The organism is Bacteroides sp. D2, from assembly GCF_025147085.1.
Taxonomy (GTDB): domain Bacteria; phylum Bacteroidota; class Bacteroidia; order Bacteroidales; family Bacteroidaceae; genus Bacteroides.
This window is the reverse complement of sequence record NZ_CP102261.1, coordinates 6,831,058-6,857,173: the sequence shown is the minus strand read 5'-3', so window position 1 is coordinate 6,857,173 and position 26,116 is coordinate 6,831,058. Positions and strand designations below refer to the sequence as shown.

Genomic DNA, 26,116 nt, shown 5'->3' with positions numbered 1-26,116 from the left:
GTATATAATAACAGTATTTAGAACAATGAGGAGCTAAAATAATACAGTGAATAATATGCTCCTCTTTTAATTTGGTAGTGACACTACCAACCGTAATCCGTAATCAATATCCCATCGTTGCGGATTCACTCCGTAGCGGCTGGTGACTTTACAATATTTCTCGAAGGTATAATAACTACCTCCACGCAACACTTTATGCGTATCTTTTTCGCTTATAATCGGAGCGATGTTTCCGGTAAAAGGAACCTTTCTGTCATACCAGTCCATACACCATTCATATACGTTTCCACTCATGTCATAAAGTCCCAGTTCGTTGGGCTTCTTCGTTCCTGTTTCTTTGGATACGTAAGTATTATAATATTTTTCTCTAAACCAGGCAACCTGTTCTGCATTATTGCTGCCGGCATAGATGAAATTCTTGGTTTTTAGTCCCCCACGTGCTGCATATTCCCATTCTGCTTCGAAGGGGAGGCGAAAGGGTAGGCCGCTTAATTGAGAAATTTTTTTGGTAAATCGTTGAGCGTTGAACCAATTGACTTGGTCTACCGGATAGTTACGTCTGTGTTGGTTAGAAGGATTTTCTCCCATAATGACATACCATTCATCCTGACTAACTTCATATCGGTTGATGAAAAAAGAGGCTACATCCACGGGATAGTTATTGTTGTTTCCGAGATTGGCTGTACCACCTTCCACGTAAACCATATTCCATAGTATATAGCGTATAACCTCTTTTTGTTCTTTATTTATTGTCGGCGACCAGTGCAAGGCTTTTTCTAATTTGGAGGGGAGAGTGTCAATAATACTTGCTTCTCTTCGACATTTATCGTGGTATCGTTGCCACACTTGTTGTTCTTGCGCTCTGCTTGATAATGCGATTCCTTGTAATAGAAAGCAAATGATTATAGTTTGTTTGGTGTACTCTTTTATCATGATAATTGTATGTTTATTTATTGGACGAACTAAAGTAGCAATGACTGCAATAGTAACACTTAAATTTATTTAATATTTTTCGCTAAGAAATGATCTCTGTGATGGTAACCCTCATACGTTGAAAACCCAAAATTTCTTCCTGCATTGGATAAATGCCTTTTTTTCATTAAAATCCTCTTTCTTTTAGGCAATAATCGTGGCGCGTTTGTTATTTATAAATAAGAAGATCAATTATTTAAATAGAATGAACATGAAGAAAAAATTAGCAGGAGTTGCATTGGTGTTGGCTGCCGTCTCTTTGATGAGTATACAGCCTGTAGAAGCATGTACGCGTGCAGTGTATATAGGCCCTGACCAGATGGTGATAACAGGACGTACAATGGACTGGAAGGAAGATATCATGACGAATATCTATGTATTTCCGCGTGGCATCCAACGTATGGGACATAACAAGGAGAAAACTGTGAACTGGACTTCCAAATATGGAAGTGTGATTGCTACAGGATATGATATAGGTACTTGTGACGGAATGAACGAGAAAGGATTAGTGGCTAGCCTGCTTTTCTTGCCGGAATCCATTTACTCTCTTCCCGGCGATACCCGTCCGGCAATGGGCATCAGCATTTGGACACAGTATGTGCTTGATAACTTTGCCACGGTACGCGAAGCGGTGGATGAATTGAAAAAGGAGACTTTCCGCATTGATGCTCCCCGTATGCCGAATGGAGGACCGGAGTCTACCTTGCATCTGGCCATAACCGATGAAACAGGCAATACGGCTGTATTGGAATATCTGGATGGGAAATTAAGTATTCACGAAGGAAAAGAATACCGGGTGATGACAAATTCTCCTCGATATGAACAGCAGTTGGCCATTAATGATTACTGGAAAGAAATCGGTGGCTTGCAGATGTTACCGGGAACCAATCGGGCAAGCGACCGTTTTGTACGGGCTTCATTCTACATTCATGCTATTCCACAAATTGCGGATGCAAAGATTGCAGTTCCCAGCGTGTTGAGTGTGATGCGTAATGTTTCCGTGCCATTTGGTATTAATACACCGGAGAAGCCTTATATATCTTCTACCCGTTGGCGTTCCGTATCCGATCAGAAGAATAAGGTATATTATTTCGAATCTACCCTGACTCCGAATTTGTTTTGGCTGGATTTGAAGAAAATTGATTTTAGTCCGAAAGCCGGCATTAAGAAACTGTCTCTGACAAAGGGCGAAATTTATGCAGGTGATGCAGTGAAGGATTTGAAAGACAGCCAATCATTTACCTTCCTTTTCGAGACTCCGGTCATGTAATTTGTCAGTGTGATAGATATATAAAAGAGTGGTGGACAAATGCTTGTAATCAAGCTTGTCCACCACTCTTTTATATGTATCGTTTATAACTTGATTGTTATTTATCCGGTTTATCGTCTGGCATATTCCTGATGAAACTCTATGACCGCCTCTATCCCTTTCCGGAAGATATCCAATGAGCAGTTCTCGTTCGGAGAATGGATCGCATTCGATTCGAGTCCAAATCCCATCAATACGGTTTTGATTCCCAATACCTGTTCGAAAGTAGAGATGATGGGGATACTTCCGCCACGGCGTACCGCCAACGGCTTTTTCCCGAAAGCGATCTCGAAACCTTTCTCTGCTGCCTGATAGGCAGGAAGTGAAATCGGGCACACATATCCTTGTCCTCCGTGCATGGGAGTCACTTTCACCTGTACTGTATCAGGAGCGATACTAAGAATATAATCTGCGAACATTTGCGAAATCTTATGGTGATCCTGATGCGGTACTAACCGGCAAGATACTTTAGCATAAGCCTTTGAAGGCAGTACGGTTTTAGAACCTTCTCCTGTATATCCGCCCCAAATACCACATACGTCAAAAGACGGACGGCAACTGTTACGTTCCAATGTGCTATATCCTTTTTCTCCGAAAAGCTCTTTTACACCGATTGCTTCTTTGTATTTCTTTTCGTCAAAAGGAATATGGGCTATCATTTCCCGTTCGGCTTGCGGCACTTCTTCCACGTCATCGTAGAATCCGGGAACAGTGATACGTCCGTCGGCATCCGTTACTTTGCTGATAATCTGGCAAAGCACGTTGATCGGATTGGCTACCGCACCCCCGAAATGTCCGGAATGCAAGTCACGATTCGGTCCCGTCACTTCTATTTCCCAATAAGCCAACCCGCGCAGACCAGTGGTCAATGAGGGCAGTTCAGCTCCTAGCATACTCGTATCCGACACAAGAATAACGTCTGCTTTCAGCAATTCTTTATGTTCTTCGCAGAAAGCTTCCAGACTGGGCGAACCTATTTCTTCTTCACCCTCGAAGATGAACTTCACATTATTCTTCAGTAATCCGTTTTTGACGAGATATTCAAATGCTTTCACCTGAATGAACGATTGTCCTTTGTCATCATCCGCTCCACGTGCCCAGATATGTCCGTCACGTATTTCCGGTTCAAACGGTTCGCTTTTCCAGAGTTCCAATGGTTCGGCCGGCATCACATCGTAATGAGCGTAGATTAATACAGTCTTTGCATCCGGGTCCACGATCTTTTGAGCGAAAACAACCGGATTACCTTGTGAGGGTATTACCAGTGCTTCGTCCACACCTGCTTCCAATAACAGCTGTGCCCAGCGTTCCGCACAAGCCAGCATGTCGTCGTGGTGCTCCGGCAGAGCACTGATACTGGGAATGCGAATAAGGCTGAACAAGTCATCCATCATCTTTGGTTCGTGTGCCGCTATGTATTTCTGAATCTCGTTCATTAGAGTTGCGTCGTTTTATCCAGTAAATAATAATCGAGTATAGTCATGGCGGCCATTGCTTCTACGATAGGTACGGCACGAGGTAATACACAAGCGTCATGACGTCCGCGTGCTTTCAGAGTGGTGTCGACGCCATCAATGTTGACAGTTTCCTGTTCCATCAGCAGTGTGGCAATCGGTTTGAACACTACACGGAAATAAATATCCTGACCATTACTCAATCCTCCCTGAATACCTCCGGAGTGATTGGTGTGCGTCTCGATCCGTCCGTTATTGTTATAGAAAACATCGTTCTGTTCGGAACCTTTCATTTTCAAACCCTTGAATCCTTCACCGTATTCGAATGCTTTGGCAGCGTTGATGCTTAACATGGCGTTACCCAGGGCAGCATGAAGTTTACCGAAAACAGGTTGTCCCAATCCGATGGGGCATCCCTTAATGACACAGGTCAGTGTACCTCCGATGGTATCGCCTTCACCTTTTACCTTATAGATAAGGTCTGCCATTTCTTTTGCTTTTTCAGGGTCCGGACAACGTACATCGTTGGTTTCTATCAGGTCGAAATTATAGTCCGAGTAAGTACCCTCAAGCTTGATAGGACCTACCTGTGAGGTATAGGCAGTGATATTGACTCCCAGTTGGCGGAGTGCCAGCTTAGCCAATGCACCGGCTACAACGCGCGAAATCGTTTCGCGTGCAGAGGAACGTCCGCCGCCGCGATGGTCACGGATTCCATACTTCACCGTGTATGTGTAATCAGCGTGTGAAGGACGATATACATTTTTCAGATTGTTGTAGTCATTGGGGTGTTGGTTTTCATTCCAAACGATAAAACCGATAGGACACCCGGTTGATTTCCCCTCAAAAATACCTGAAAGAAACTCTACTTTATCAGCTTCTTTGCGTGGGGTGGTAAGGATTGATTGTCCCGGACGACGGCGATTTAGTTCTTGTTGTACAAATTCTTCGTCGATGGTAATTCCTGATGGGAATCCGTCAATCACTCCTCCAATTCCTTTTCCATGAGACTCACCGAAACTTGTGAGTCGAAAGATATTGCCAAATGAATTAAACATAGTTGTGGCTTTTTTAAAATTACTATATGCAAATATAACAAAGTTTTCGGTAAGAAAGTTGCGAACTCGAAATAACTTCGAAAAAGGAAGCATATTGAACCTTTTTTCTTCTTTTTAGTTTATAAAGGACGAATTTATTGTAATAACTAAACCAAAGACGTATGAAAAAGAATCTATTGTATTTATTGGCATTGGTATGCTCTCTTACTCTCTTTGCTGCTTGTAGCAGTGATGACGACGATAGTGATAACAAGAATAATGAGAATCCTCCCGAAGAGGAAGCTGTGATAACGGCTCCGGATGTAATCGGAACGTATTGGGGAAATCTGGATATATCCATGATACCGGATGGCTCGGATCAGGAAATTGTCATTGGCGACGGAATAGAGAAGTTTATCACGCTTTCGCAGGTCAGCAATACGGAAGTGAAGATTGAACTGAAGGATTTTGAATTGTTCATCAACCAGCAGATATTAAAATTTGGAGATATTGTCATTGATAAATGTGAAGTGAAAAAGGGGGAAGGTGTGTCTACATTCACCGGACAGCAAGATCTTACATTTGAAGGAGATGCTGCCTCTTTGGGTACTTGTCCTGTAACAGTTACGGGAACTGTAGAAGGTGGAAATGCAGATATGACTATTAATGTGAAAGTGCCTGCATTGCAACAGACGGTGAAAGTAACCTACTCCGGAGTGAAGCAGGTGGCAGAGCCTAGTGGGACTTAAAAAGCATACCCGAAACCTATATTCAAGTAGATGGGGTACATAGCAAAAGTGACTGTATTAAAATCGTTTTTAAATATATCATTCAATCCCCAGGTAAGATCGGCATACACATTGAGGTGCTTGAAGGCTCGCCATCCGGCTCCTACCTGTAATCCCCACTGGAAATGTCTCAAGTCGTCCGAGAAATCGTATGTTGCAATTTTGCCATCGGTAAACTCAACCTTCGGACCGGTGGGATTATCTTCCCGCAAATATCCTTCGTATACGTGACCTGAAAATTCTCTTGAAAGTAGATAGGAGAAATAAGGTCCGGCTTTGATATTCCACCGGTTGGTTAGTTTGTAGGTAGCCATCAGAGGTATTGTCAGTCCGGCAGTATGTACTTTGGTTTTTACTCCGCCTGTCCATACTCCGCTGATTCTTTCACCTCCCTGTCCGAGAATCTCCATATTGTAATTCTTTACGGTGGCTTCGGTAGTCATTGCTTTGTTTTCAAGCCGCAATCCGACTATAATTCCGAGCTTGTTCTGAACGGCAATCCATTTGGTCACTTCACCTCCTATACTGATAGCTAATGTCGGGTTATATCCGTCAATGGAACGGATTTCCACCGGAAGAGGAAGCGGGGCTGTGCCGCCAATGCTGAAACCTGCTTTTATCTCATATTCCAGTCCGTGAAGGGCGGAACGGATCAGTGTTTCATTTCGATCAACCTGTGCATAGCCGGGGAGGGCTATTCCTATACAGGTTAGTAAACTGAATATATACAGATAGATTTTCATTGTTCTTGTTGTTATAAAGTTATTTAGTTCCACTAATCTTCCGAGTGATAGATTAACTCGGCCTCGTCAATGAGCAACGTGCTTCCGATTGCTCCGTTAAAATGATCTCCTTCCAGACTTGAGGTGAACACTATGGCTATATTGTATTTTCCATCCATTAGCTTTTCCTTATCTATGAATTTGCCGGGGAGAGTGGTGAAAGGAAGCTTAAAGTAAGTCCATTCGTTCGTTTCTTTGGCGTTATTAATCCGTGCTGTTGAAATCAGGTTTGGGCTGGTAAATGCGTTCGTTCCGTCAAGGGTTGGAACAGATTCGCTGGTTTCGTACATGATGGCATATATGTCACAGATATCCCGTTTCTCATTTACAGGTTTGCCTCCTTCTGTAAATTGATCTCCCGCTTTGTACTTATAATAGCCAGCCAGATAAGTAGGTACATGCCGGAAAGGAAGACCGAATTTAGTTGCTTTAAGCGGATTACTCATCGCATTGCTTACATCAAAGGAACCGATAAATAGATTTCCTGCCGCGATAGGCATTCCTGCTATTTGTCCAAAGAATCCGGTACTGCGTGTCACTAAAGAAAGGCATTTGCCGGCTTTTCCGTCTGTTATTTGGAAAGTGGGATAGTCATCAGCAGTTTTGGCTACGCCGGTCATGGCATATCCCGCATTTCCGCTGGCCCATTCCATAACGACTTTACCTCCTTCGCGTTCTATAAATATGTAGTACTTCTTTCCGCCAAGCGTATCTTCGAAATTATAGTTCGTGGCAAGTTCCGTGTCGATAACGGATATGATATACGTTTTCTTCCAAACACCATCGGCAGCTGTAACAGTATATTCTTGTGGAGTATTGAAATTTCGTTCCGTACCGCTAAGAGGATTAATTGTGGCTCCCGGAGTCAATGTAAATTCAGGTGTAAGTTCTGAAATATCAGTTCCCGGACCGACGAAGATAGTGATGGAATTATTGTTAATAATAGGACTGGTTGTCATGGCTACTCCCGGTAGTGTGCAACTTATTATGTCTGCTTCTGCATTGAGAGCTTCTTCGCCGATACAGGAAGAGGAAACAATAACCAGTAGCAAATAAAGAATCACGTGTTTTGCTTTCATTTTTCTATCAATTCTTTCTGTTAAAGTTTGGTGTATGGGAGGTTTTATAACAATATGAGATTTTATTTGTTCATTATAGAATGTTGGAAAAGAAAGAATTTCCTATTTTTGTGGAACCAAAACTTATAAGTCCATGACTGAATCAGAAAGAAGGCAAATTATAGAGTTGATTAAGAAAGAAGTCATTCCGGCTATTGGATGTACGGAACCTATTGCAGTAGCGCTTTGTGTAGCTAAAGCTGCTGAAACGTTGGGAGTGAAACCGGAAAAGATAGACGTCTTGTTAAGTGCTAATATACTAAAGAATGCCATGGGAGTCGGAATCCCGGGAACGGGTATGGTAGGCCTTCCCATAGCTGTGGCTTTAGGTGTGTTGATTGGCAAATCAGACTATCAGTTGGAGGTGTTGAGGGACTGTACGCCGGAAGCAGTGGAGCAGGGGAAACTGTTCATTGCAGAAAAACGGATTTGTATTTCTCTGAAAGAAGATATTACGGAGAAGCTTTATATCGAAGTGATCTGTAAAGCGGGAGATAAAATAGCTAAAGCTATCATTGCCGGTGGACATACTACCTTTATATATATAGCCAAAGATGAACAGACATTGCTCGACAAGCAACATACAGTCAGCGAGGAAGAGGAAGATGCTTCGCTCGAATTAAACTTGCGTAAAGTCTATGACTTTGCACTGACTGCTCCGCTGGATGAGATTCGCTTCATTCTTGATACAGCCCGTTTGAATAAAGCTGCTGCCGAGCAAGCCTTTAAAGGTAACTACGGACATTCTTTAGGTAAAATGCTTCGGGGAACTTACGAACATAAAGTGATGGGTGACAGCGTATTTTCTCATATTCTCTCTTATACATCAGCTGCTTGCGACGCCCGGATGGCGGGTGCAATGATTCCTGTCATGAGTAATTCCGGCAGTGGTAATCAGGGGATATCCGCTACACTCCCTGTCGTTGTCTTTGCCGAAGAGAACGGAAAGAGCGAAGAAGAACTTATCCGTGCTTTAATGTTAAGCCATCTCACTGTTATATATATCAAACAAAGTTTAGGACGTCTGTCAGCTTTGTGTGGCTGCGTGGTAGCTGCTACCGGATCCAGTTGTGGAATCACTTGGTTGATGGGAGGAAACTACAATCAGGTTGCCTTCGCCGTTCAAAACATGATTGCTAATCTGACAGGAATGATTTGTGACGGTGCAAAACCGAGTTGTGCATTGAAAGTAACTACCGGAGTTTCGACAGCCGTATTATCTGCAATGATGGCAATGGAAGACCGTTGTGTGACTTCCGTAGAGGGAATTATCGACGAAGATGTAGATCAAAGTATCCGCAACCTGACAAGAATCGGCTCGCAAGCCATGAACGAAACGGATAAAATGGTGCTTGACATCATGACGCATAAAGGATGCTGATTTCAAGTATTAAGTATCAGGTATTAAGTATTAGCTCAAATAACGGCATAAAAAAAGTATTAAGTATTAAAGCCCGGCTGTGTCCGCACGGAATTAATACTTAATACTTTATAATTTAATACTTTATTTAGTGACAGTGTCCGCCTTCGCAACCGCAGTCGTCGCCACAGCCATCACCGCAGCTGTCGCATCCGCAACTGCAGCCACCTTCGCCACTCATCATTTTCACAAGTTCCTGAATTTCTTCGTTCGTAGCAGGACGGCTTTCCAGTATTTCACCTTCAAAGATCAGGTCGGCACCAGCCAACGGGTGGTTGAGGTCAACTACTACAATATCCGGTTTGATTTCTACTACGCTGGCATTTACGCGTTGACCGTCACCAGTCATCAAAGGTACGATGTTACCTTCTTTAATACGTTCGCTGTCAAATTTGCCATCTATTTCAAATATATTTTTGGGGAGGTCAATGACGTGTTGTTCGTCATATTGTCCGTAAGCCTTATCTGCCGGAATGGTAAAGTCAAATTTATCACCTTTAGAAAGAGCAGTTATTTGATTTTCGAAATCTTCGAGTGTTGTTCCTAATCCTGAAATGAATTGAAAGGGATGTTCTGCTTTTGCTTCTTCGAACAACTCTTTTTCACCATCTTCCATTGTATATAGTTTGTATGCAACGGTAATGTACTTGTTTTCTACTGTTTCCATCTGATATTTTTTGTTTCTGATTAATAATTCCCGGTAATCCGGGTCGACAAAGATACGAATTATTTGCTTGTCCTCCGGTATAGGGAGGGTAAATTTCAGATTATTAAGTGCTTTTGTCAGAAAAAGAAGGTGGAGTGTGCACTTAGATAATAGTTGTAAATTCAACCTTTAAGTGATAAAATAGAGAAATAATACCTCTCTTTTCTTACAATTATTCGCTTTTAAGTGATTTTTTTCTTCGATTTGTTTGGATATAATAAAAAAGCCCTTACCTTTGCAGCACGAAAATAAAGAAAAGAAGATATGAATATGTTACATACATCTATTAACCTAGCAGTCCTGCATATTATTCGCGTCGTGGTGGTCCCATCAAGAGCGTGAGAAAGGTTTTTGTGTTGTATGTGTTCGTACCATAAAAGATAGAATTTAGAGCCTTTCTCACTTGTGTGAGGAAGGCTCTTTAATTAAAAGATAGATTGAAATGAAAAAGCAATTACGCAGTTCGTTTAGTACACAAGGCCGTCGGATGGCGGGAGCCCGTGCGTTATGGGCAGCCAACGGCATGAAGAAGAATCAGATGGGTAAACCCATTATCGCTATCGTCAATTCGTTCACCCAGTTTGTTCCGGGACATGTGCATCTGCATGAAATCGGTCAGCTGGTGAAGGCAGAGATTGAGAAGCTGGGATGCTTCGCTGCGGAATTCAATACAATAGCTATCGATGACGGTATAGCAATGGGACATGATGGTATGCTTTACTCGCTTCCTTCACGTGACATCATTGCAGACAGTGTAGAGTATATGGTTAATGCGCACAAGGCAGATGCAATGGTATGTATCAGCAATTGCGATAAGATTACTCCCGGAATGTTGATGGCGGCTATGCGTCTGAATATTCCTGCCGTATTTGTATCGGGCGGTCCGATGGAAGCCGGAGAATGGAATGGTCAGCACCTGGATTTGATCGACGCGATGATTAAATCGGCTGATGAAAGTGTCAGCGATCAGGAAGTAGCGAATATCGAGCAAAATGCTTGTCCTACTTGCGGATGTTGTTCCGGTATGTTTACCGCCAACTCAATGAACTGTCTGAATGAAGCAATCGGACTGGCTCTTCCCGGAAACGGAACCATCGTAGCTACACACGAGAATCGTACGCAGCTTTTCAAAGATGCAGCAGAACTGATCGTGAAAAATGCAAAGTTATATTATGAAGAAGGAGACGAAAGTGTGCTTCCTCGTAGCATTGCTACCCGTCAGGCTTTCTTGAATGCCATGACGCTGGATATAGCAATGGGTGGTTCTACTAATACAGTTCTTCACCTGTTGGCTATTGCTCATGAAGCAGAGGTAGATTTCAAGATGGATGATATCGATATGCTTTCCCGCAAGGCTCCTTGTCTCTGCAAGGTGGCTCCCAATACACAGAAATATCATATTCAGGATGTAAACCGTGCCGGTGGTATTATTGCTATCATGGATGAACTGGCAAAAGGTGGTCTGATAGATACATCTGTTCGACGGGTAGACGGAATGTCATTGGCGGAAGCTATTAATGAATATTCAATCACCAGCCCGAATGTAAGCGAAAAGGCAATTAAAAAATATTCGAGTGCAGCCGGAAATAGATTCAATCTCGTACTTGGTTCACAGGGCATGTACTATAAGGAACTGGATAAAGACCGTGCAAACGGATGTATCCGCGATTTGGAACATGCTTATAGCAAAGACGGTGGATTGGCCGTATTGAAAGGTAACATTGCCCAAGACGGTTGTGTGGTAAAAACAGCAGGTGTAGACGAAAGTATCTGGAAGTTTACCGGACCTGCCAAAGTCTTTGATTCGCAAGAAGCAGCCTGTGAAGGCATCCTCGGAGGCCGAGTCGTCAGTGGTGATGTCGTCGTCATTACGCACGAAGGTCCGAAGGGTGGTCCCGGTATGCAGGAAATGCTTTATCCTACCTCTTATATCAAATCTCGTCATCTCGGAAAAGAATGTGCTTTGATTACCGACGGACGTTTCAGTGGTGGAACTTCCGGATTGAGTATCGGACATGTTTCTCCCGAAGCGGCAGCTGGAGGCAATATCGGAAAAATTGTGGATGGAGATATTATCGAAATCGATATTCCGGCCCGGAAGATTAACGTGCGACTGACGGATGAAGAACTGGCGGCTCGTCCGATGACTCCTGTCACTCGTGACCGTTATGTACCGAAGAGTCTGAAGGCGTATGCCAGCATGGTAAGCTCTGCCGATAAGGGAGCAGTGAGATTAATCTGATATAGTTCATTTATCAACTATCAACTAATATGAAAGATTTAATAACAGGTGCAGAGGCTATGATGCGCTCCTTGGAACATCAGGGAGTGACTACCATCTTCGGTTACCCCGGTGGTTCCATAATGCCGGTGTTCGATGCCTTGTACGATCATCAAAATATATTGAACCATATTTTGGTTCGTCACGAGCAGGGAGCTGCCCACGCGGCACAAGGTTATGCTCGTGTATCAGGAGAAGTAGGTGTTTGCCTGGTGACGAGCGGTCCCGGAGCAACCAATACGGTAACAGGTATTGCAGATGCGATGATCGATAGTACACCTATCGTAGTGATTGCCGGACAGGTAGGAACAGGTTTTCTCGGAACGGATGCTTTTCAGGAAGTTGACTTGGTAGGTATTACGCAACCAATCGCTAAATGGAGCTATCAGATCCGTCGTGCGGAAGATGTAGCCTGGGCGGTAGCACGTGCGTTTTATATTGCCCGTAGTGGTCGTCCCGGTCCGGTGGTACTGGACTTTGCCAAGAATGCGCAAGTAGAAAAAACGAAATATGAACCGACGAAAGTCGATTTTATTCGCAGTTATGTTCCCGTTCCCGATACGGACGAGGAGTCTGTACAGGCAGCTGCCGAACTGATTAATAACGCCGAACGTCCGCTTGTATTGGTTGGACAGGGTGTTGAATTGGGAAATGCACAGAACGAATTGCGTGAATTTATCGAAAAGGCAGATATGCCTGCAGGCTGTACGCTGCTCGGACTGTCAGCTTTACCGACAGAACATCCGTTGAATAAAGGTATGTTGGGTATGCACGGTAATTTGGGACCGAATATCAATACCAATAAATGCGATGTACTGATTGCTGTCGGTATGCGCTTTGACGACCGTGTGACTGGCAATCTGGCTACTTACGCCAAACAGGCGAAGGTGATTCATTTTGATATCGATCCTGCAGAAGTCAATAAGAATGTAAAGGTAGATGTAGCTGTTTTGGGAGATTGCAAGGAGACATTGGCTTCTGTGACTAAACTCCTGAAAAAGAAAACTCATACCGAATGGATTGATAGCTTCAAAGAATATGAGAAAGTAGAGGAAGAAAAAGTAATCCGCCCTGAACTTCACCCTGCAACAAACTCTTTGAGTATGGGAGAAGTGGTACGTGCGGTAAGCAATGCTACTCATCATGAAGCAGTTTTGGTAACAGATGTAGGTCAAAATCAAATGATGTCTGCACGTTACTTCAAATATACGAAAGAACGCAGTATCATCACTTCCGGAGGACTTGGAACTATGGGCTTCGGTCTTCCCGCAGCTATCGGGGCAACTTTTGGAGCACCGGAACGTACCATATGCGTATTTATGGGAGATGGTGGACTGCAAATGAATATTCAGGAGTTGGGTACGATTATGGAGCAAAAAGCTCCGGTGAAAATTATCTGCCTGAATAATAATTACCTCGGAAACGTACGCCAGTGGCAAGCTATGTTCTTCAATCGCCGCTATTCGTTTACTCCGATGTTGAATCCGGATTATATGAAGGTTGCTTCGGCTTATGATATTCCTTCCAAACGTGCTTTCACCCGTGAAGAACTGAAAGAAGCTATTGCAGAAATGCTGGCGACAGATGGTCCGTTCCTGCTCGAAGCGTGCGTAGTGGAAGAAGGCAATGTTTTGCCGATGACTCCTCCGGGTGGTTCGGTCAATCAGATGCTGTTGGAATGCTAGGAGAAGTTGAATATTGAGAATGGAAGATTGAAAGTTCGCAATTAAAATTTAGGATTATGAGTGACAAGACATTATATACGATAATAGTTCATTCCGAAAATATAGCCGGATTGCTGAATCAGGTAACTGCTGTATTTACTCGTCGGCAAATCAACATCGAGAGTCTGAATGTATCTGCTTCTTCTATTAAAGGTGTACACAAGTATACGATTACAGCTTTGACGGATAAGGACACCATTGAGAAGGTAGTGAAACAGATCGAAAAGAAGATTGATGTGATTCAGGCACATTATTTCACCGAGGATGAAATATACTTCCATGAGATTGCACTATATAAGGTATCTACTCCTGCTTTTCAGGAAACTCCGGAAGCATCCAAGTTGATCCGCAGATACAATGCCCGTGTAGTGGAAGTTAATCCGGTATTTTCTATTGTCGAGAAAAATGGTATGAGCGAAGATATAACCTCACTCTACGGTGAACTGAAGGCTTTAAATTGTGTTTTGCAGTTTGTTCGGTCGGGACGCGTAGCGATTACTACCAGTTGCTTTGAACGGGTGAACGAGTTTCTCGATGGACGGGAAGCCATGTATAACCAGAGTAAAAACCAACAAGAATAATGAGTGAAGAAAATAAAATAGGAACTTATCAGTTTGTGGCAGAACCGTTCCATGTTGACTTTAATGGACGTCTGACTATGGGCGTACTAGGAAATCATCTGTTGAATTGTGCAGGTTTTCACGCAAGTGACCGTGGCTTTGGTATTGCAACACTGAACGAGGATAATTACACCTGGGTACTTTCACGTCTGGCCATTGAGTTGGATGAAATGCCTTATCAATATGAGAACTTTTCAGTTCAAACATGGGTGGAAAATGTCTACCGCTTGTTTACTGACCGTAACTTTGCTATTATTGATAAGGATGGGAAAAAGATTGGTTATGCGCGTTCCGTATGGGCGATGATTAATCTCAATACCCGCAAACCGGCCGATCTATTGACCTTGCACGGAGGAAGTATCGTAGATTATGTCTGTGACGAACCTTGTCCTATTGAAAAGCCTTCACGTATTAAAGTGACAAGCGATCAGTCAATGGCTACCCTGACGGCAAAATACAGTGATATTGATATTAACGGTCACGTGAACAGCATCCGTTACATCGAGCATATCCTTGATTTGTTCCCGATAGAGCTGTACAAGACCAAACGTATCCGCCGTTTCGAGATGGCGTACGTAGCCGAAAGTTACTTTGGTGATGAGCTCTCTTTCTTCTGCGATGAAGTGAATGCAAACGAGTTTCACGTAGAAGTAAAGAAGAATGGCAGCGAAGTTGTTTGCCGTTCGAAAGTGATATTTGAATAAATGTGAGAATACAAAATTAATTAATAACGGATGACGTAAGTCATCAAAAACTAAAAACAAAAAGAAAATGGCACAGTTGAATTTTGGAGGTACTACTGAAACTGTAGTAATCCGTGACGAATTTCCATTGGAAAAAGCTCGTGAAGTATTGAAAAATGAAACAATTGCTGTAATCGGTTATGGCGTACAGGGACCTGGACAGGCACTGAACTTGCGTGATAACGGTTTCAATGTAATCGTTGGTCAACGTGAAGGAAAAACATACGATAAAGCAGTAGCAGACGGATGGGTTCCGGGCGAAACTTTGTTCGGCATTGAAGAAGCTTGCGAGAAAGGTACTATCGTAATGTGCTTGTTGTCTGACGCAGCAGTAATGTCTGTATGGCCTACTATCAAACCTTACCTGACTGCCGGAAAAGCTCTTTATTTCTCACATGGTTTTGCTATCACTTGGAACGACCGTACAGGTGTAGTTCCTCCTACTGATATCGACGTTATCATGGTTGCTCCTAAAGGTTCGGGTACCTCTTTGCGTACAATGTTCCTCGAAGGACGTGGCTTGAACTCTTCTTATGCTATCTATCAGGATGCTACAGGCAAAGCAATGGACAGAACCATCGCACTGGGTATCGGTATTGGTTCCGGTTATCTGTTTGAAACAACTTTCCAACGTGAGGCTACTTCTGACTTGACAGGTGAACGCGGTTCATTGATGGGCGCTATCCAAGGTTTGTTGCTGGCACAGTACGAAGTATTGCGTGAAAACGGGCATACTCCTTCTGAAGCATTCAATGAAACAGTAGAAGAACTGACACAGTCATTGATGCCGTTGTTTGCAAAGAACGGTATGGACTGGATGTATGCTAACTGTTCTACTACTGCTCAACGTGGTGCTCTTGATTGGATGGGCCCATTCCACGACGCTATCAAGCCGGTAGTTGAAAAGTTGTATCATAGCGTCAAGACTGGTAACGAAGCACAGATTTCTATCGATAGTAATTCACAACCTGATTATCGTGAAAAATTGAATGAAGAGCTCCGTCAACTGCGTGAAAGCGAAATGTGGCAGACTGCAGTAACTGTTCGTAAACTTCGTCCGGAAAACAATTAAGCTGGATAAATTATACAAGTTTATAAAAGGGAGAGGGCTGTTTGCTTTCTCCCCTTTTTCGTTTAAAAAGTTGTTCAGAAATAGGTAGGTGAGGAGTCGATAAAGTTTTTTTTGAAAAATATATCAATAATATGATTAAAAAATGCAAGTTAATGCTTATCTTTGCAACAACAAATAAAATAAACGAGAAGTATGAAGAAACTTAATTTGTCTCAAATGACTGTCATTACTAAATTTGTATGTGCAGTTGCTGTCATTTCTGTTGCTTTTACAAGTTGTTTGCAGAAAGATGTATATGAACCGAATTCGGATAAAGGAGAAAGTGAAGAGGTTACTTTGGATAACTATTTCAACTTTGCTACCACTAAGGATGTTCAATTGAATATCGATTACGGAAAAGAATGTCCTAAAGCTTATTTTGAGATTTATGCAGAGAATCCACTTTTATATGTGGCAGAAGGAGGTCAAATCATAAAGAAAACAGGAATATCACATATTGCAACTGGTTTTACGGATGCGCAAGGTCTTTATATCAAGACTGCTTCTTTTCCAGCAGCAGTTTCGGAGGTATATATTTATTCTCCAGATTTTGGAGTTCCGACTTTGTACAAGACGCAGGTGGCCGGCTCGAATGTAAGTGCACAAATTAGTTTTGATAATACTCTTGATATAACTGCCTTAGATTCATCGACAAGAAGTGTACAAACACGTTCTTCTGTGCAGTTTATAACAAATGTGATTCCAAATGTGCTGGGAACTTGGAATACAAATACAGGTAAACCTGATTATCTGGATACTTCTAAGAAGATTGATGTGGACGCAACACTCAAGAACTATATAACAAGTTATTTCCCGGAGGGGGTCAATAATGAAGGGACTAACTTGGTGTCTGATGATGCAGATATTCTGATAAAAGAAGATGCTAATGTAGTTATTAACTATTTTGGAGGAGATACAGGTGCGCAGAGTGTATTTGCTTATTATTGCTATCCGGAAGGTGCTTCTGTTAGTGATATAAAGGAAGCCAGCAAGCATGCATGCGTTATATTCCCCAATGCGCACGGAAACAGTCTGGATTATTATAGTGGAGTTGCAGTAAATTTAAAATATATCAATAAGGCTGGTAGCTTTCCGCAGGAAGATCCGGAACGTTTTCCAGCAAAGACAAAGATTGGATTCCTTATTTGGAATAATGGTTGGATAAATGTAGGATCTAATGGAAATATGTTCTATTCAACTAAATCTTTGAATAGTGATGGAATTTCACACACTGCTATCTTTGCTGCCAAAAATAAGGCAGGTGACAGATTTAATGTAATCACGATGGAAGATTGGAAAGGTGGAGAAAATGACTATAATGACGTTGCTTTTGTAATATCTTCTAATCCTATTACGGCTATTGAAGTACCTGATGTGCCTAATCCAGGTGACAGACAAGGAACAGAGAAATATTCAGGAATACTTGGGTTTGAGGATAATTGGCCGGAACAAGGTGACTATGATTTGAATGATGTGGTCATGAAGTATCAATCAAATATAGATTACAATATAGATAATAAAGTTCTTAATATTATTGATAAGTTCACATTGGTTTGGACAGGAGCTAATTATAAGAATTCATTTGCTTATGAAGTTCCTTTTGATTTGAGTAAAGCTTCTAAAATTACGATTAATGGTAGTGAAACTTCTTCCTATTCAGGTAATGTGATAACTTTATTCAAGGATGCTAAAGCAGAATTGGGAGTATCTAATATAAATGCTGATGATATGATGAATCATAATATTCAGGAGAAGACATATACGGTTTCGATAGAATTTAATAATCCTACGCTTGATAAGTCAGTGGTAGTAGCTCCATACAATCCTTTTATAGAGGTATTGAACTCTACGACAGAAGTCCATCTGACTAATCATAAACCAACTGCCGGTGCGACTAATCATTTCCCAGCAGGAGCTGATATCTCTCGTGGTGATGTAGATGGTACCTATTTTATTTGCAAGGATGGTTTCCCATTTGCAATTCACGTGGATGCACGTTTGGATGCTTCTATCTTGAATTTGAATCTTAAAGCAGAGAAACAACGTATTGATAAAACATATCCAAAGTTTGCAGAATGGGCAAAAACACGTGATCCGCAAATAAAATGGTGGAAATAGTTGGAGTGGATTGAAATAATCAATTAACTTTGAAGCTGAAAATAAAGAATAGTACTGATGTGAAATAAAATATTGTTTGTTTTGTTTGTGTTAAAACGAAGTGCGGTTTCGTGAGAAAGTGCACTTTGTTAAAAGGAGGATTAAGTATTTAATCCTCCTTTTTAATGAATAACATCAGTCTTTTATAGAAAGGATGTTTGGTAAGGGTGGAGGCATCTCCTAATATAACAAGCTTCATTCGTGCCCTTGTAATCGCTACATTCATTCTTCGCAAATCATTCAGGAATCCAATCTGCCCATCCTCGTTGGCACGTACAAGACTGATGAAAATAACATCTCGCTCCTGTCCCTGAAAACCGTCTACCGTGTTTACGGTGATGAGGCTGCGGAAGGGACGTAAAAAGCTGCTCCCTTTGATCTTTCCCCTCAAATATTGCACTTGCGCCTTGTAGGGTGAAATCAGGCCGAAATCAATTCTTTCATCCAGTATCCGTTCTTTGCCGATACGTTCGATATATGCTTCCAGTTCCTGTAGTAATAGATTGGCTTCCTGCTTGTTGATGCGTCCGAAGCTCTCGCCTACAAAATCTTCGTGAAAGTCCATTTCTGAAGTATCAATCCAGTTCATAGGAGTGTCAAAGTCAAGAATACCTCGGTAGCGCACTTCCGGGGCAGCTTCCAGTTCTCCGTGGTAGAACCAGTCGGAGGGAAATTGCATGATGGCCTCGTGCATTCTGTACTGTACCTTTAGTAAAGAGACAGCAGAAGGCTTTTGCTGAACCACTTTTTCCATTAACGTGTGATCCAGTCCTCCACGAGCGGCTTCTATACATTTGATAGTCGGCGGGAGCTGGCAATGATCTCCTGCAAGGATGACACGGTCTGCTTTGCGGATGGCAATCCAGCAGGCAGCTTCGAGCGCTTGAGCAGCTTCGTCAATGAACAAAGTAGGAAAACGACGCCCGTTGAGCAGACGATGGTTACTGCTGACTAGCGTAGAAGCAATCACACGGGCACTATCAAAAAGATCGGCATTGATTTGTATTTCCAACTCCGTAGCACGATCGCGGAGATGACTCATGCGATTACGCATACCTTCCCGTTCGGAATAACTACCCCGGCGCATCCGGCTACCCATTTCACGGATAGATTTGCGAATTCCCCAAAGTTCCGGATAGGCAGGATGGCTTTCAAACCTACGTTCATAGGTGGATGATAGCATTTTGTCGTTGACCCGGGTAGGATTTCCGATGCGGAGTACGGGTACTCCCCGGTCTACCAGTTTCTCACAAATCCAGTCGACAGCAGTGTTACTTTGTGCACAGACAAGCACTTGCGGTTCCCGGTGCAATGTTTCATAAATCGCTTCGACAAGAGTCGTTGTTTTTCCGGTTCCCGGAGGACCGTGAACGATGGATACATCACGCGTGCAGAGTACCTTGTTGACAGCTGTTTCCTGTGTGCTGTTCAACCAGGGGAAGCGGACAGGATACAACTCCCGGAATCCCGGTTTTTGTGTGCCAAGCAAAATATCACGCAGTTCTGCCAGACGATTATCTTTAGCTCGTATGGTGTCTTCCAGTGCCTCGAACATGGCCCGGTAGGATGTTTCGTCAAAATAAAGTTGCACCCCCAGTATGCCGTCAGTTTGCAGTTCCGCTAAAGCTCCCGCTCCGGGAAGTACAACTACCATTCGCTCCTCATCCGCAAAGCTCACAGTAGCGATGAAATTCATGTACTTCACTTTTCCTTCGAATGATTGGTGGAAAAAGCAGACAGGACGGCCGAACTCGAAGGAATGCTCTATTTCTTTATTTTCGGTCCGTGTAATATCTATTACAAGCTGATTCAGAGAATTGTAGTAACTTCGGCCAAGAGAGACGGGATACCAGCAGAGACCGCGTTTCACTTTACGGGCAACGCCCATTGTTTCGGTCTGCCGTTTAAATTCTTCCTTCTCGTATTCATACTCCATCCGCAGGAGGAGTTGCTGTTGCTGAAGGTCGATGATTGGACTTTTCGGATTATTACTCATAATAGGCGCAAAGGTAACAAATCTTCGTTCCGGGTAGAAAAAATATTTCATTTTGTTAAACATTACTCGAACGCCGTTCGTTATTTTTATAGATAGACTCATAAAAGATAAAACAATATGGTATATGATGTGACTATGTTAGAAGCTTTCTACGCTGCTTATAAAGGAAAGGTAGAACACGTACGGGCTATATTGAAACGCCCCTTAACGTTGGCCGAGAAAATTTTGTATGCTCATCTGTATGATGTAGCCGATTTAAAAGACTACAAACGGGGAGAAGATTATGTGAACTTCCGTCCCGACCGTGTAGCTATGCAGGATGCGACTGCGCAGATGGCATTGCTTCAATTTATGAATGCAGGTAAGGATCAGGTGGCTGTGCCCTCAACAGTACATTGCGATCACTTGATACAGGCGTACAAAGGTGCAAAGGAGGATATTGCTACGGCAAGATTGACCAATGAAGAAGTATATGACTTCCTTCGCGATGTATCTTCCCGTTACGGCATCGGTTTCTGGAAACCGGGAGCAGGTATTATCCACCAGGTAGTGCTCGAAAACTATGCTTTCCCCGGAGGTATGATGGTAGGAACGGATTCTCACACTCCTAATGCAGGCGGACTGGGCATGGTGGCTATCGGTGTCGGTGGCGCGGATGCAGTGGATGTGATGACAGGAATGGAATGGGAACTGAAAATGCCGAAAATTATCGGTGTTCGTCTGACCGGAAAACTAAGTGGTTGGACATCTCCGAAAGATGTAATCCTGAAACTGGCCGGCATTCTTACCGTAAAAGGAGGAACGAATGCTATTATTGAATATTTTGGTCCCGGAACCGAATCCCTTTCTGCTACCGGGAAAGCTACCATTTGTAATATGGGTGCTGAAGTAGGGGCTACTACCTCTCTGTTCCCGTTTGACGGGCGCATGGCTGCCTATTTGAGAGCTACCGGCAGAGATTGTGTAGTCGATTGGGCTGAAGCTGTCGATGCCGATCTTCGTGCGGATGATGTAGTGACCGACGAACCATCCAACTATTATGACCGTGTAATTGAAATAGACTTGTCGGAACTCGAACCTTATATAAACGGACCGTTTACACCGGATGCCGCTACTCCAATTTCCGAATTTGCAGAAAAAGTGTTATTGAACGGCTACCCTCGCAAAATGGAGGTGGGCTTGATTGGTTCATGTACCAATTCTTCTTATCAGGATTTGAGCCGTGCGGCTTCTCTGGCAAAACAGGTCACTGAAAAGAACTTGAGTGTCGCTGCTCCGTTGATTGTCAATCCGGGTTCGGAACAAATCCGGGCTACTGCCGAAAGAGATGGTATGATTGAAGCTTTTGAACAGTTGGGCGCCACGATTATGGCAAATGCCTGCGGTCCTTGTATCGGTCAATGGAAACGCGAGACGGACGATCCGACACGGAAAAATTCAATCGTTACTTCTTTCAACCGTAACTTTGCCAAACGTGCTGACGGTAATCCGAATACCTATGCATTTGTAGCTTCTCCGGAACTGACGATGGCATTAACGATTGCTGGTGACCTCTGCTTCAATCCGTTGAAAGACAGACTGGTAAATCATGACGGAGAAAAGGTGAAACTATCCGAACCTGTAGGAGATGAACTTCCTTTGAAAGGTTTTACATCCGGAAATGAGGGATATATTGCCCCACACGGAGCAAAAACGGAAATCAAGGTGAAGCCTGATTCTCAACGTCTCCAGCTCCTGACGCCTTTCCCGGCGTGGGACGGACAGGATTTACTGAATATGCCTTTACTGATTAAAGCACAAGGCAAATGTACTACCGACCATATCTCTATGGCAGGTCCGTGGCTCCGCTTCCGGGGACATTTGGAGAATATTTCCGACAATATGCTGATGGGAGCTGTCAATGCTTTTAACGGTGAAACGAACAGCGTTTGGAATCGTTCAACAAATACTTATGGAACAGTTTCCGGTACGGCAAAAATGTATAAGTCTGAAGGTATTCCGTCTATAGTTGTTGCCGAAGAGAATTATGGAGAAGGTTCCAGCCGTGAACACGCAGCCATGGAACCGCGCTTTCTCAATGTGCGTGTCATTCTGGCTAAGAGTTTTGCCCGTATCCACGAAACGAATCTGAAGAAACAGGGAATGCTTGCTCTTACTTTTGTAGACAAGGCGGATTATGACAAGATTCAGGAACATGATCTTCTGTCAGTCGTAGGTTTAGTCCATTTCGCACCCGGTCGTAATTTGACGATTGTTCTTCATCACGAAGACGGAACGAAAGAAAGTTTTGAAGTACAACATACATATAATGAACAGCAGATAGCCTGGTTCCGTGCCGGTTCTGCTTTAAATGCAAGATAAAAAATGAGCAAGATAACCATGCAAACAGATGGTACGTTGCTGGTGCCTGATGTGCCTACCGTACCTTATATTACCGGTGATGGAGTAGGAGCGGAAGTGACTCCTGCCATGCAAGCCGTAGTGGATGCAGCTATCCGGAAAGCCTATGGCGGCAAACGTCGGATCGAATGGAAAGAAGTGTTGGCGGGAGAACGTGCCTTCCATGCAACTGGTTCCTGGTTGCCGGATGAAACAATGGAAACTTTTCAGGAATACTTGATAGGGATCAAAGGCCCGTTGACAACTCCTGTCGGAGGTGGAATCCGGTCGTTGAATGTAGCGCTGCGTCAGACACTTGATTTATATGTCTGCCTTCGTCCGGTCCGTTGGTATCAGGGAGTACAGTCGCCTGTCAAATCACCTGAAAAAGTGAACATGTGCGTGTTCCGTGAAAATACGGAAGATATTTACGCAGGTATCGAGTGGGAAGCCGGTACTCCGGAAGCTGAAAAGTTCTATAAATTCCTGAAAGACGAAATGGGAGTAACAAAAGTCCGTTTCCCGGAAACCTCTTCTTTCGGTGTGAAACCTGTATCACGTGAGGGTACCGAACGTCTGGTACGTGCTGCCTGCCAGTATGCACTCGACCATCATTTACCTTCTGTAACCCTGGTGCATAAAGGAAATATCATGAAGTTCACAGAAGGTGGTTTCAAGAAATGGGGCTACGAACTGGCACAACGTGAATTTGCCGATGCTTTGGCAGACGGCAGACTGGTGATAAAAGATTGCATTGCCGATGCTTTCTTACAAAATACACTCCTGATTCCCGAAGAATATTCCGTAATAGCTACCTTGAACCTGAATGGAGACTATGTTTCCGATCAACTCGCAGCTATGGTAGGCGGTATCGGTATTGCTCCGGGAGCAAACATCAACTATCAAACAGGACATGCCATCTTTGAAGCGACTCATGGAACAGCTCCCAATATTGCGGGAAAAGATGTGGTGAACCCTTGTTCTATTATACTTTCGGCAGTGATGATGCTCGAATATTTTGATTGGAAAGAAGCGGCTGCTCTGATAGAGAAAGCCTTGGAACAAAGCTTCCTGGACGCTCGTGCTACACACGATTTAGCTCGTTTTATGCCGAATGGAACCTCCCTCTCTACTTCCGCTTTCACTCGTGAGATCGTGGAAAGAATTGAAAAATAAAAGTAACGAATAAAAAACGAAGAAAGATGAAAAAAGAGTACCTGATTTACAAACTTTCCGAGGAGATGAAGGAAGCTACCCGGATTGATAATGAATTGTTCCCAAAGTTTGATGTGAAACGTGGATTGCGTAATGAAGACGGCACAGGTGTATTGGTAGGTTTAACCAAAATCGGTAATGTAGTAGGCTATGAACGTATTCCGGGTGGTGGACTGAAACCGATACCGGGAAAATTATTCTATCGTGGTTATGATGTGGAAGATATTTCGCATGCCATTATCAAAGAGAAACGTTTTGGTTTTGAAGAAGTGGCTTACCTGTTGCTTTCCGGACGTCTGCCGGATAAAGAAGAACTGCTTTCTTTCCGTGATTTGATTAACGACAATATGCCGTTGGAGCAGAAGACAAAAATGAATATCATAGAGTTGGAAGGAAACAACATTATGAATATTCTTTCACGCAGTGTGCTCGAAATGTACCGTTTTGATGCGAATGCGGATGATACTTCCCGGGATAACCTGATGCGCCAGAGTATTGAACTGATTTCGAAATTCCCCACTATCATTGCTTATGCGTACAATATGCTTCGTCATGCTACTTTCGGACGTTCTCTGCATATCCGCCATCCGCAGGAAAAACTCTCTATTGCCGAGAACTTCCTGTACATGCTGAAAAGAAATTATACCGAACTCGATGCTCGTACCCTCGATTTGTTGCTGATTCTTCAGGCAGAACATGGGGGTGGTAACAACTCCACTTTCACCGTTCGCGTTACTTCTTCTACCGGAACGGATACATATTCGGCCATCGCCGCAGGTATCGGTTCATTGAAAGGCCCGCTTCACGGAGGTGCAAATATTCAGGTTGCCGACATGTTCCAGCATCTGAAAGAAAATATCAAAGACTGGACAAGTGTGGATGAGATAGACACTTATTTCACCCGAATGTTGAATAAGGAAGTATATAATAAGAGCGGACTGATCTACGGAATAGGACATGCCGTTTATACGATCTCCGATCCCCGTGCTCTTCTGTTGAAAGAATTGGCTCGTGACCTTGCCCGTGAAAAAGGAAGAGAAAGCGAATTTGCTTTCCTCGAACTGTTGGAAGAACGTGCTATCGCTACTTTCGGACGTGTTAAAAACAACGGAAAGACAGTATCCAGCAATATTGACTTCTATTCAGGCTTTGTGTATGAAATGATCGGCTTACCGCAGGAAATCTTCACTCCTCTGTTTGCTATGGCGCGTATCGTAGGCTGGTGTGCACATCGTAATGAAGAATTGACCTTCGAAGGCAAACGAATTATCCGCCCGGCTTATAAGAATGTACTCGATGATTTGGCTTATATTCCAATCAAGAAACGCTGATAAAAACAAATCCTTTTATTGAATATATAAGTGATCCCGGATGTATGCCTGGTAATTCCAGGTATGCGTTCGGGAATGCTGTTTTTATGTTCGTAAAGGAATGTATTTCAGATTCTTTCTCTTTTTTGTACCGTCATTCATCTCATTTTTGTTATTTTTGCGTGTTACAAAAAAAAGATCGACATGAATATAGATGCTTTTAATCTGTTTCTGGGCGTGATGAGCCTGATTGCCTTGGTTGTTTTTATCGCCCTTTACTTTGTGAAAGCCGGATATGGCATTTTCCGCACGGCATCGTGGGGCGTAGCTATATCCAATAAACTAGCCTGGATATTGATGGAAGCTCCGGTTTTCCTGGTGATGTCCGTAATGTGGATATATTCCGAGCGTCGGTTTGAACCGGTGATCTTCACTTTTTTCCTGTTCTTCCAGATTCACTACTTTCAGCGTGCTTTCATTTTTCCTCTGTTATTGACGGGGAAAAGTAAGATGCCGCTGGCAATCATGTCGATGGGTGTTCTTTTTAATTTGCTGAATGGCTATATGCAAGGTAAATGGATCTTTTATCTTGCTCCCGAAACGATGTATCAATCCGGTTGGTTCACTTCACCGTGGTTTATTATAGGCACACTGCTTTTTTTCACAGGTATGCTGACGAACTGGCATTCGGATTATATCATCCGGCACTTGCGTAAACCGGGAGATACCCGGCATTATCTGCCTCAAAAAGGAATGTACCGTTATGTCACTTCCGCCAACTATTTTGGTGAAATAGTAGAATGGGCAGGATGGGCGATACTCACCTGTTCCCTTTCCGGACTTGTTTTCCTTTGGTGGACGATTGCTAACCTTGTTCCCCGTGCTAATGCTATCTGGTGCCGTTATTGCGAAGAATTTGGAGATGCGGTGGGAGAACGGAAACGAGTGTTCCCTTTCCTTTATTAGGTGTTAGAGGCACTTTTCATCACGACTT

At 43.2% G+C, this 26,116-nt stretch carries 20 protein-coding genes; 13 read left to right on the top strand and 7 right to left on the bottom strand.

Annotated elements, in window-relative coordinates; all coding sequences use genetic code 11:
• Positions 1 to 66: 66 nt before the first annotated feature.
• Positions 67 to 933 carry a formylglycine-generating enzyme family protein gene (locus NQ505_RS25865; RefSeq protein WP_259826508.1) on the bottom strand — a complete coding sequence of 289 codons (867 nt, stop codon included), beginning with the start codon at positions 931 to 933 and terminating at the stop codon, positions 67 to 69.
• 250 nt (positions 934 to 1,183) lie between these two features.
• On the opposite strand from NQ505_RS25865, the gene NQ505_RS25860 reads away from it, so the two are divergent.
• Positions 1,184 to 2,242: a linear amide C-N hydrolase gene (locus NQ505_RS25860; protein WP_004326146.1), complete on the top strand. Its 1,059-nt coding sequence runs from the start codon at positions 1,184 to 1,186 to the stop codon at positions 2,240 to 2,242.
• A gap of 110 nt (positions 2,243 to 2,352) precedes the next feature.
• Here NQ505_RS25860 and NQ505_RS25855 read toward each other — a convergent pair whose 3' ends face one another.
• Both NQ505_RS25855 and aroC read right to left on the bottom strand, forming a co-directional pair.
• Entirely contained in the window at positions 2,353 to 3,717 is a 1,365-nt protein-coding gene (locus NQ505_RS25855; protein ID WP_008998841.1) for a dipeptidase, read from the bottom strand.
• Positions 3,717 to 4,793: a chorismate synthase gene (gene aroC / locus NQ505_RS25850; protein ID WP_004306728.1), complete on the bottom strand. Its 1,077-nt coding sequence runs from the start codon at positions 4,791 to 4,793 to the stop codon at positions 3,717 to 3,719. The genes NQ505_RS25855 and aroC overlap by 1 nt, the downstream gene beginning before the upstream one ends.
• Positions 4,794 to 4,954: 161 nt before the next feature.
• On the opposite strand from aroC, the gene NQ505_RS25845 reads away from it, so the two are divergent.
• Entirely contained in the window at positions 4,955 to 5,521 is a 567-nt protein-coding gene (locus NQ505_RS25845) for a calycin-like domain-containing protein (protein ID WP_008998840.1), read from the top strand.
• On the opposite strand, the gene NQ505_RS25840 is transcribed toward NQ505_RS25845, so the two are convergent.
• On the bottom strand, positions 5,518 to 6,303 hold the full coding sequence (locus NQ505_RS25840; protein ID WP_008998839.1) for a porin family protein: 786 nt from the start codon (positions 6,301 to 6,303) through the stop codon (positions 5,518 to 5,520). The genes NQ505_RS25845 and NQ505_RS25840 overlap by 4 nt on opposite strands.
• A 32-nt stretch (positions 6,304 to 6,335) precedes the next feature.
• Positions 6,336 to 7,421 (bottom strand): PCMD domain-containing protein, encoded by a 1,086-nt coding sequence (locus tag NQ505_RS25835; RefSeq protein WP_008998838.1) that lies wholly within the window; start codon positions 7,419 to 7,421, stop codon positions 6,336 to 6,338.
• 133 nt (positions 7,422 to 7,554) lie between these two features.
• Here NQ505_RS25835 and NQ505_RS25830 point away from each other — a divergent pair, with 133 nt between their 5' ends.
• Entirely contained in the window at positions 7,555 to 8,841 is a 1,287-nt protein-coding gene (locus NQ505_RS25830) for a serine dehydratase subunit alpha family protein (RefSeq protein ID WP_008998837.1), read from the top strand.
• Positions 8,842 to 8,968: 127 nt separating this feature from the next.
• Here NQ505_RS25830 and NQ505_RS25825 read toward each other — a convergent pair whose 3' ends face one another.
• The gene (locus NQ505_RS25825) at positions 8,969 to 9,547 is read right to left on the bottom strand and encodes a peptidylprolyl isomerase (protein ID WP_008998836.1); all 579 of its coding nucleotides are present in this window, start codon (positions 9,545 to 9,547) and stop codon (positions 8,969 to 8,971) included.
• A 481-nt stretch (positions 9,548 to 10,028) separates the two neighbouring features.
• On the opposite strand from NQ505_RS25825, the gene ilvD reads away from it, so the two are divergent.
• The 6 genes from ilvD to NQ505_RS25795 all read left to right on the top strand — a co-directional run bounded on the left by ilvD (position 10,029) and on the right by NQ505_RS25795 (position 18,183).
• Complete coding sequence (gene ilvD / locus NQ505_RS25820; protein WP_008998835.1) at positions 10,029 to 11,828, top strand: dihydroxy-acid dehydratase; 1,800 nt, start codon at positions 10,029 to 10,031, stop codon at positions 11,826 to 11,828.
• Positions 11,829 to 11,857: 29 nt separating this feature from the next.
• On the top strand, positions 11,858 to 13,552 hold the full coding sequence (gene ilvB, locus NQ505_RS25815) for a biosynthetic-type acetolactate synthase large subunit (protein WP_032853488.1): 1,695 nt from the start codon (positions 11,858 to 11,860) through the stop codon (positions 13,550 to 13,552).
• Positions 13,553 to 13,608: 56 nt separating this feature from the next.
• On the top strand, positions 13,609 to 14,172 hold the full coding sequence (gene ilvN, locus NQ505_RS25810) for an acetolactate synthase small subunit (RefSeq protein WP_008650275.1): 564 nt from the start codon (positions 13,609 to 13,611) through the stop codon (positions 14,170 to 14,172).
• Positions 14,172 to 14,915 carry an acyl-[acyl-carrier-protein] thioesterase gene (locus NQ505_RS25805; protein WP_008998833.1) on the top strand — a complete coding sequence of 248 codons (744 nt, stop codon included), beginning with the start codon at positions 14,172 to 14,174 and terminating at the stop codon, positions 14,913 to 14,915. Before ilvN ends, NQ505_RS25805 begins: the two co-directional genes overlap by 1 nt.
• A 67-nt stretch (positions 14,916 to 14,982) precedes the next feature.
• Positions 14,983 to 16,026, top strand: coding sequence for a ketol-acid reductoisomerase (gene ilvC / locus NQ505_RS25800; protein WP_008650279.1), 1,044 nt, complete (start codon positions 14,983 to 14,985; stop codon positions 16,024 to 16,026).
• A 192-nt stretch (positions 16,027 to 16,218) separates the two neighbouring features.
• The gene (locus NQ505_RS25795; RefSeq protein WP_008998832.1) at positions 16,219 to 18,183 is read left to right on the top strand and encodes an LruC domain-containing protein; all 1,965 of its coding nucleotides are present in this window, start codon (positions 16,219 to 16,221) and stop codon (positions 18,181 to 18,183) included.
• A 148-nt stretch (positions 18,184 to 18,331) separates the two neighbouring features.
• Here NQ505_RS25795 and NQ505_RS25790 read toward each other — a convergent pair whose 3' ends face one another.
• The gene (locus NQ505_RS25790; RefSeq protein ID WP_008998831.1) at positions 18,332 to 20,269 is read right to left on the bottom strand and encodes an AAA domain-containing protein; all 1,938 of its coding nucleotides are present in this window, start codon (positions 20,267 to 20,269) and stop codon (positions 18,332 to 18,334) included.
• Positions 20,270 to 20,335: 66 nt separating this feature from the next.
• Between NQ505_RS25790 and NQ505_RS25785 the strand changes: the two genes are divergently transcribed.
• The 4 genes from NQ505_RS25785 to NQ505_RS25770 all read left to right on the top strand — a co-directional run bounded on the left by NQ505_RS25785 (position 20,336) and on the right by NQ505_RS25770 (position 26,088).
• Complete coding sequence (locus NQ505_RS25785; protein WP_008998830.1) at positions 20,336 to 22,579, top strand: aconitate hydratase; 2,244 nt, start codon at positions 20,336 to 20,338, stop codon at positions 22,577 to 22,579.
• A 3-nt stretch (positions 22,580 to 22,582) separates the two neighbouring features.
• Positions 22,583 to 23,773 (top strand): NADP-dependent isocitrate dehydrogenase, encoded by a 1,191-nt coding sequence (gene icd / locus NQ505_RS25780; protein WP_032853484.1) that lies wholly within the window; start codon positions 22,583 to 22,585, stop codon positions 23,771 to 23,773.
• Between the two features lie 26 nt (positions 23,774 to 23,799).
• Positions 23,800 to 25,143: a citrate/2-methylcitrate synthase gene (locus NQ505_RS25775; protein ID WP_008998828.1), complete on the top strand. Its 1,344-nt coding sequence runs from the start codon at positions 23,800 to 23,802 to the stop codon at positions 25,141 to 25,143.
• Positions 25,144 to 25,326: 183 nt separating this feature from the next.
• Entirely contained in the window at positions 25,327 to 26,088 is a 762-nt protein-coding gene (locus NQ505_RS25770; protein WP_008998827.1) for a DUF1295 domain-containing protein, read from the top strand.
• Positions 26,089 to 26,116 lie beyond the last annotated feature (28 nt).

Excerpts from the sequence above, each read along its gene's own strand:
- NQ505_RS25865 (WP_259826508.1), bottom strand. The coding sequence starts at position 933 with ATGATAAAAGAGTACACCAAACAAACTATAATCATTTGCTTTCTATTA.
- NQ505_RS25860 (WP_004326146.1), top strand. The coding sequence starts at position 1,184 with ATGAAGAAAAAATTAGCAGGAGTTGCATTGGTGTTGGCTGCCGTCTCT.
- NQ505_RS25855 (WP_008998841.1), bottom strand. The coding sequence starts at position 3,717 with ATGAACGAGATTCAGAAATACATAGCGGCACACGAACCAAAGATGATG.
- aroC (WP_004306728.1), bottom strand. The coding sequence starts at position 4,793 with ATGTTTAATTCATTTGGCAATATCTTTCGACTCACAAGTTTCGGTGAG.
- NQ505_RS25845 (WP_008998840.1), top strand. The coding sequence starts at position 4,955 with ATGAAAAAGAATCTATTGTATTTATTGGCATTGGTATGCTCTCTTACT.
- NQ505_RS25840 (WP_008998839.1), bottom strand. The coding sequence starts at position 6,303 with ATGAAAATCTATCTGTATATATTCAGTTTACTAACCTGTATAGGAATA.
- NQ505_RS25835 (WP_008998838.1), bottom strand. The coding sequence starts at position 7,421 with ATGAAAGCAAAACACGTGATTCTTTATTTGCTACTGGTTATTGTTTCC.
- NQ505_RS25830 (WP_008998837.1), top strand. The coding sequence starts at position 7,555 with ATGACTGAATCAGAAAGAAGGCAAATTATAGAGTTGATTAAGAAAGAA.
- NQ505_RS25825 (WP_008998836.1), bottom strand. The coding sequence starts at position 9,547 with ATGGAAACAGTAGAAAACAAGTACATTACCGTTGCATACAAACTATAT.
- ilvD (WP_008998835.1), top strand. The coding sequence starts at position 10,029 with ATGAAAAAGCAATTACGCAGTTCGTTTAGTACACAAGGCCGTCGGATG.
- ilvB (WP_032853488.1), top strand. The coding sequence starts at position 11,858 with ATGAAAGATTTAATAACAGGTGCAGAGGCTATGATGCGCTCCTTGGAA.
- ilvN (WP_008650275.1), top strand. The coding sequence starts at position 13,609 with ATGAGTGACAAGACATTATATACGATAATAGTTCATTCCGAAAATATA.
- NQ505_RS25805 (WP_008998833.1), top strand. The coding sequence starts at position 14,172 with ATGAGTGAAGAAAATAAAATAGGAACTTATCAGTTTGTGGCAGAACCG.
- ilvC (WP_008650279.1), top strand. The coding sequence starts at position 14,983 with ATGGCACAGTTGAATTTTGGAGGTACTACTGAAACTGTAGTAATCCGT.
- NQ505_RS25795 (WP_008998832.1), top strand. The coding sequence starts at position 16,219 with ATGAAGAAACTTAATTTGTCTCAAATGACTGTCATTACTAAATTTGTA.
- NQ505_RS25790 (WP_008998831.1), bottom strand. The coding sequence starts at position 20,269 with ATGAAATATTTTTTCTACCCGGAACGAAGATTTGTTACCTTTGCGCCT.
- NQ505_RS25785 (WP_008998830.1), top strand. The coding sequence starts at position 20,336 with ATGGTATATGATGTGACTATGTTAGAAGCTTTCTACGCTGCTTATAAA.
- icd (WP_032853484.1), top strand. The coding sequence starts at position 22,583 with ATGAGCAAGATAACCATGCAAACAGATGGTACGTTGCTGGTGCCTGAT.
- NQ505_RS25775 (WP_008998828.1), top strand. The coding sequence starts at position 23,800 with ATGAAAAAAGAGTACCTGATTTACAAACTTTCCGAGGAGATGAAGGAA.
- NQ505_RS25770 (WP_008998827.1), top strand. The coding sequence starts at position 25,327 with ATGAATATAGATGCTTTTAATCTGTTTCTGGGCGTGATGAGCCTGATT.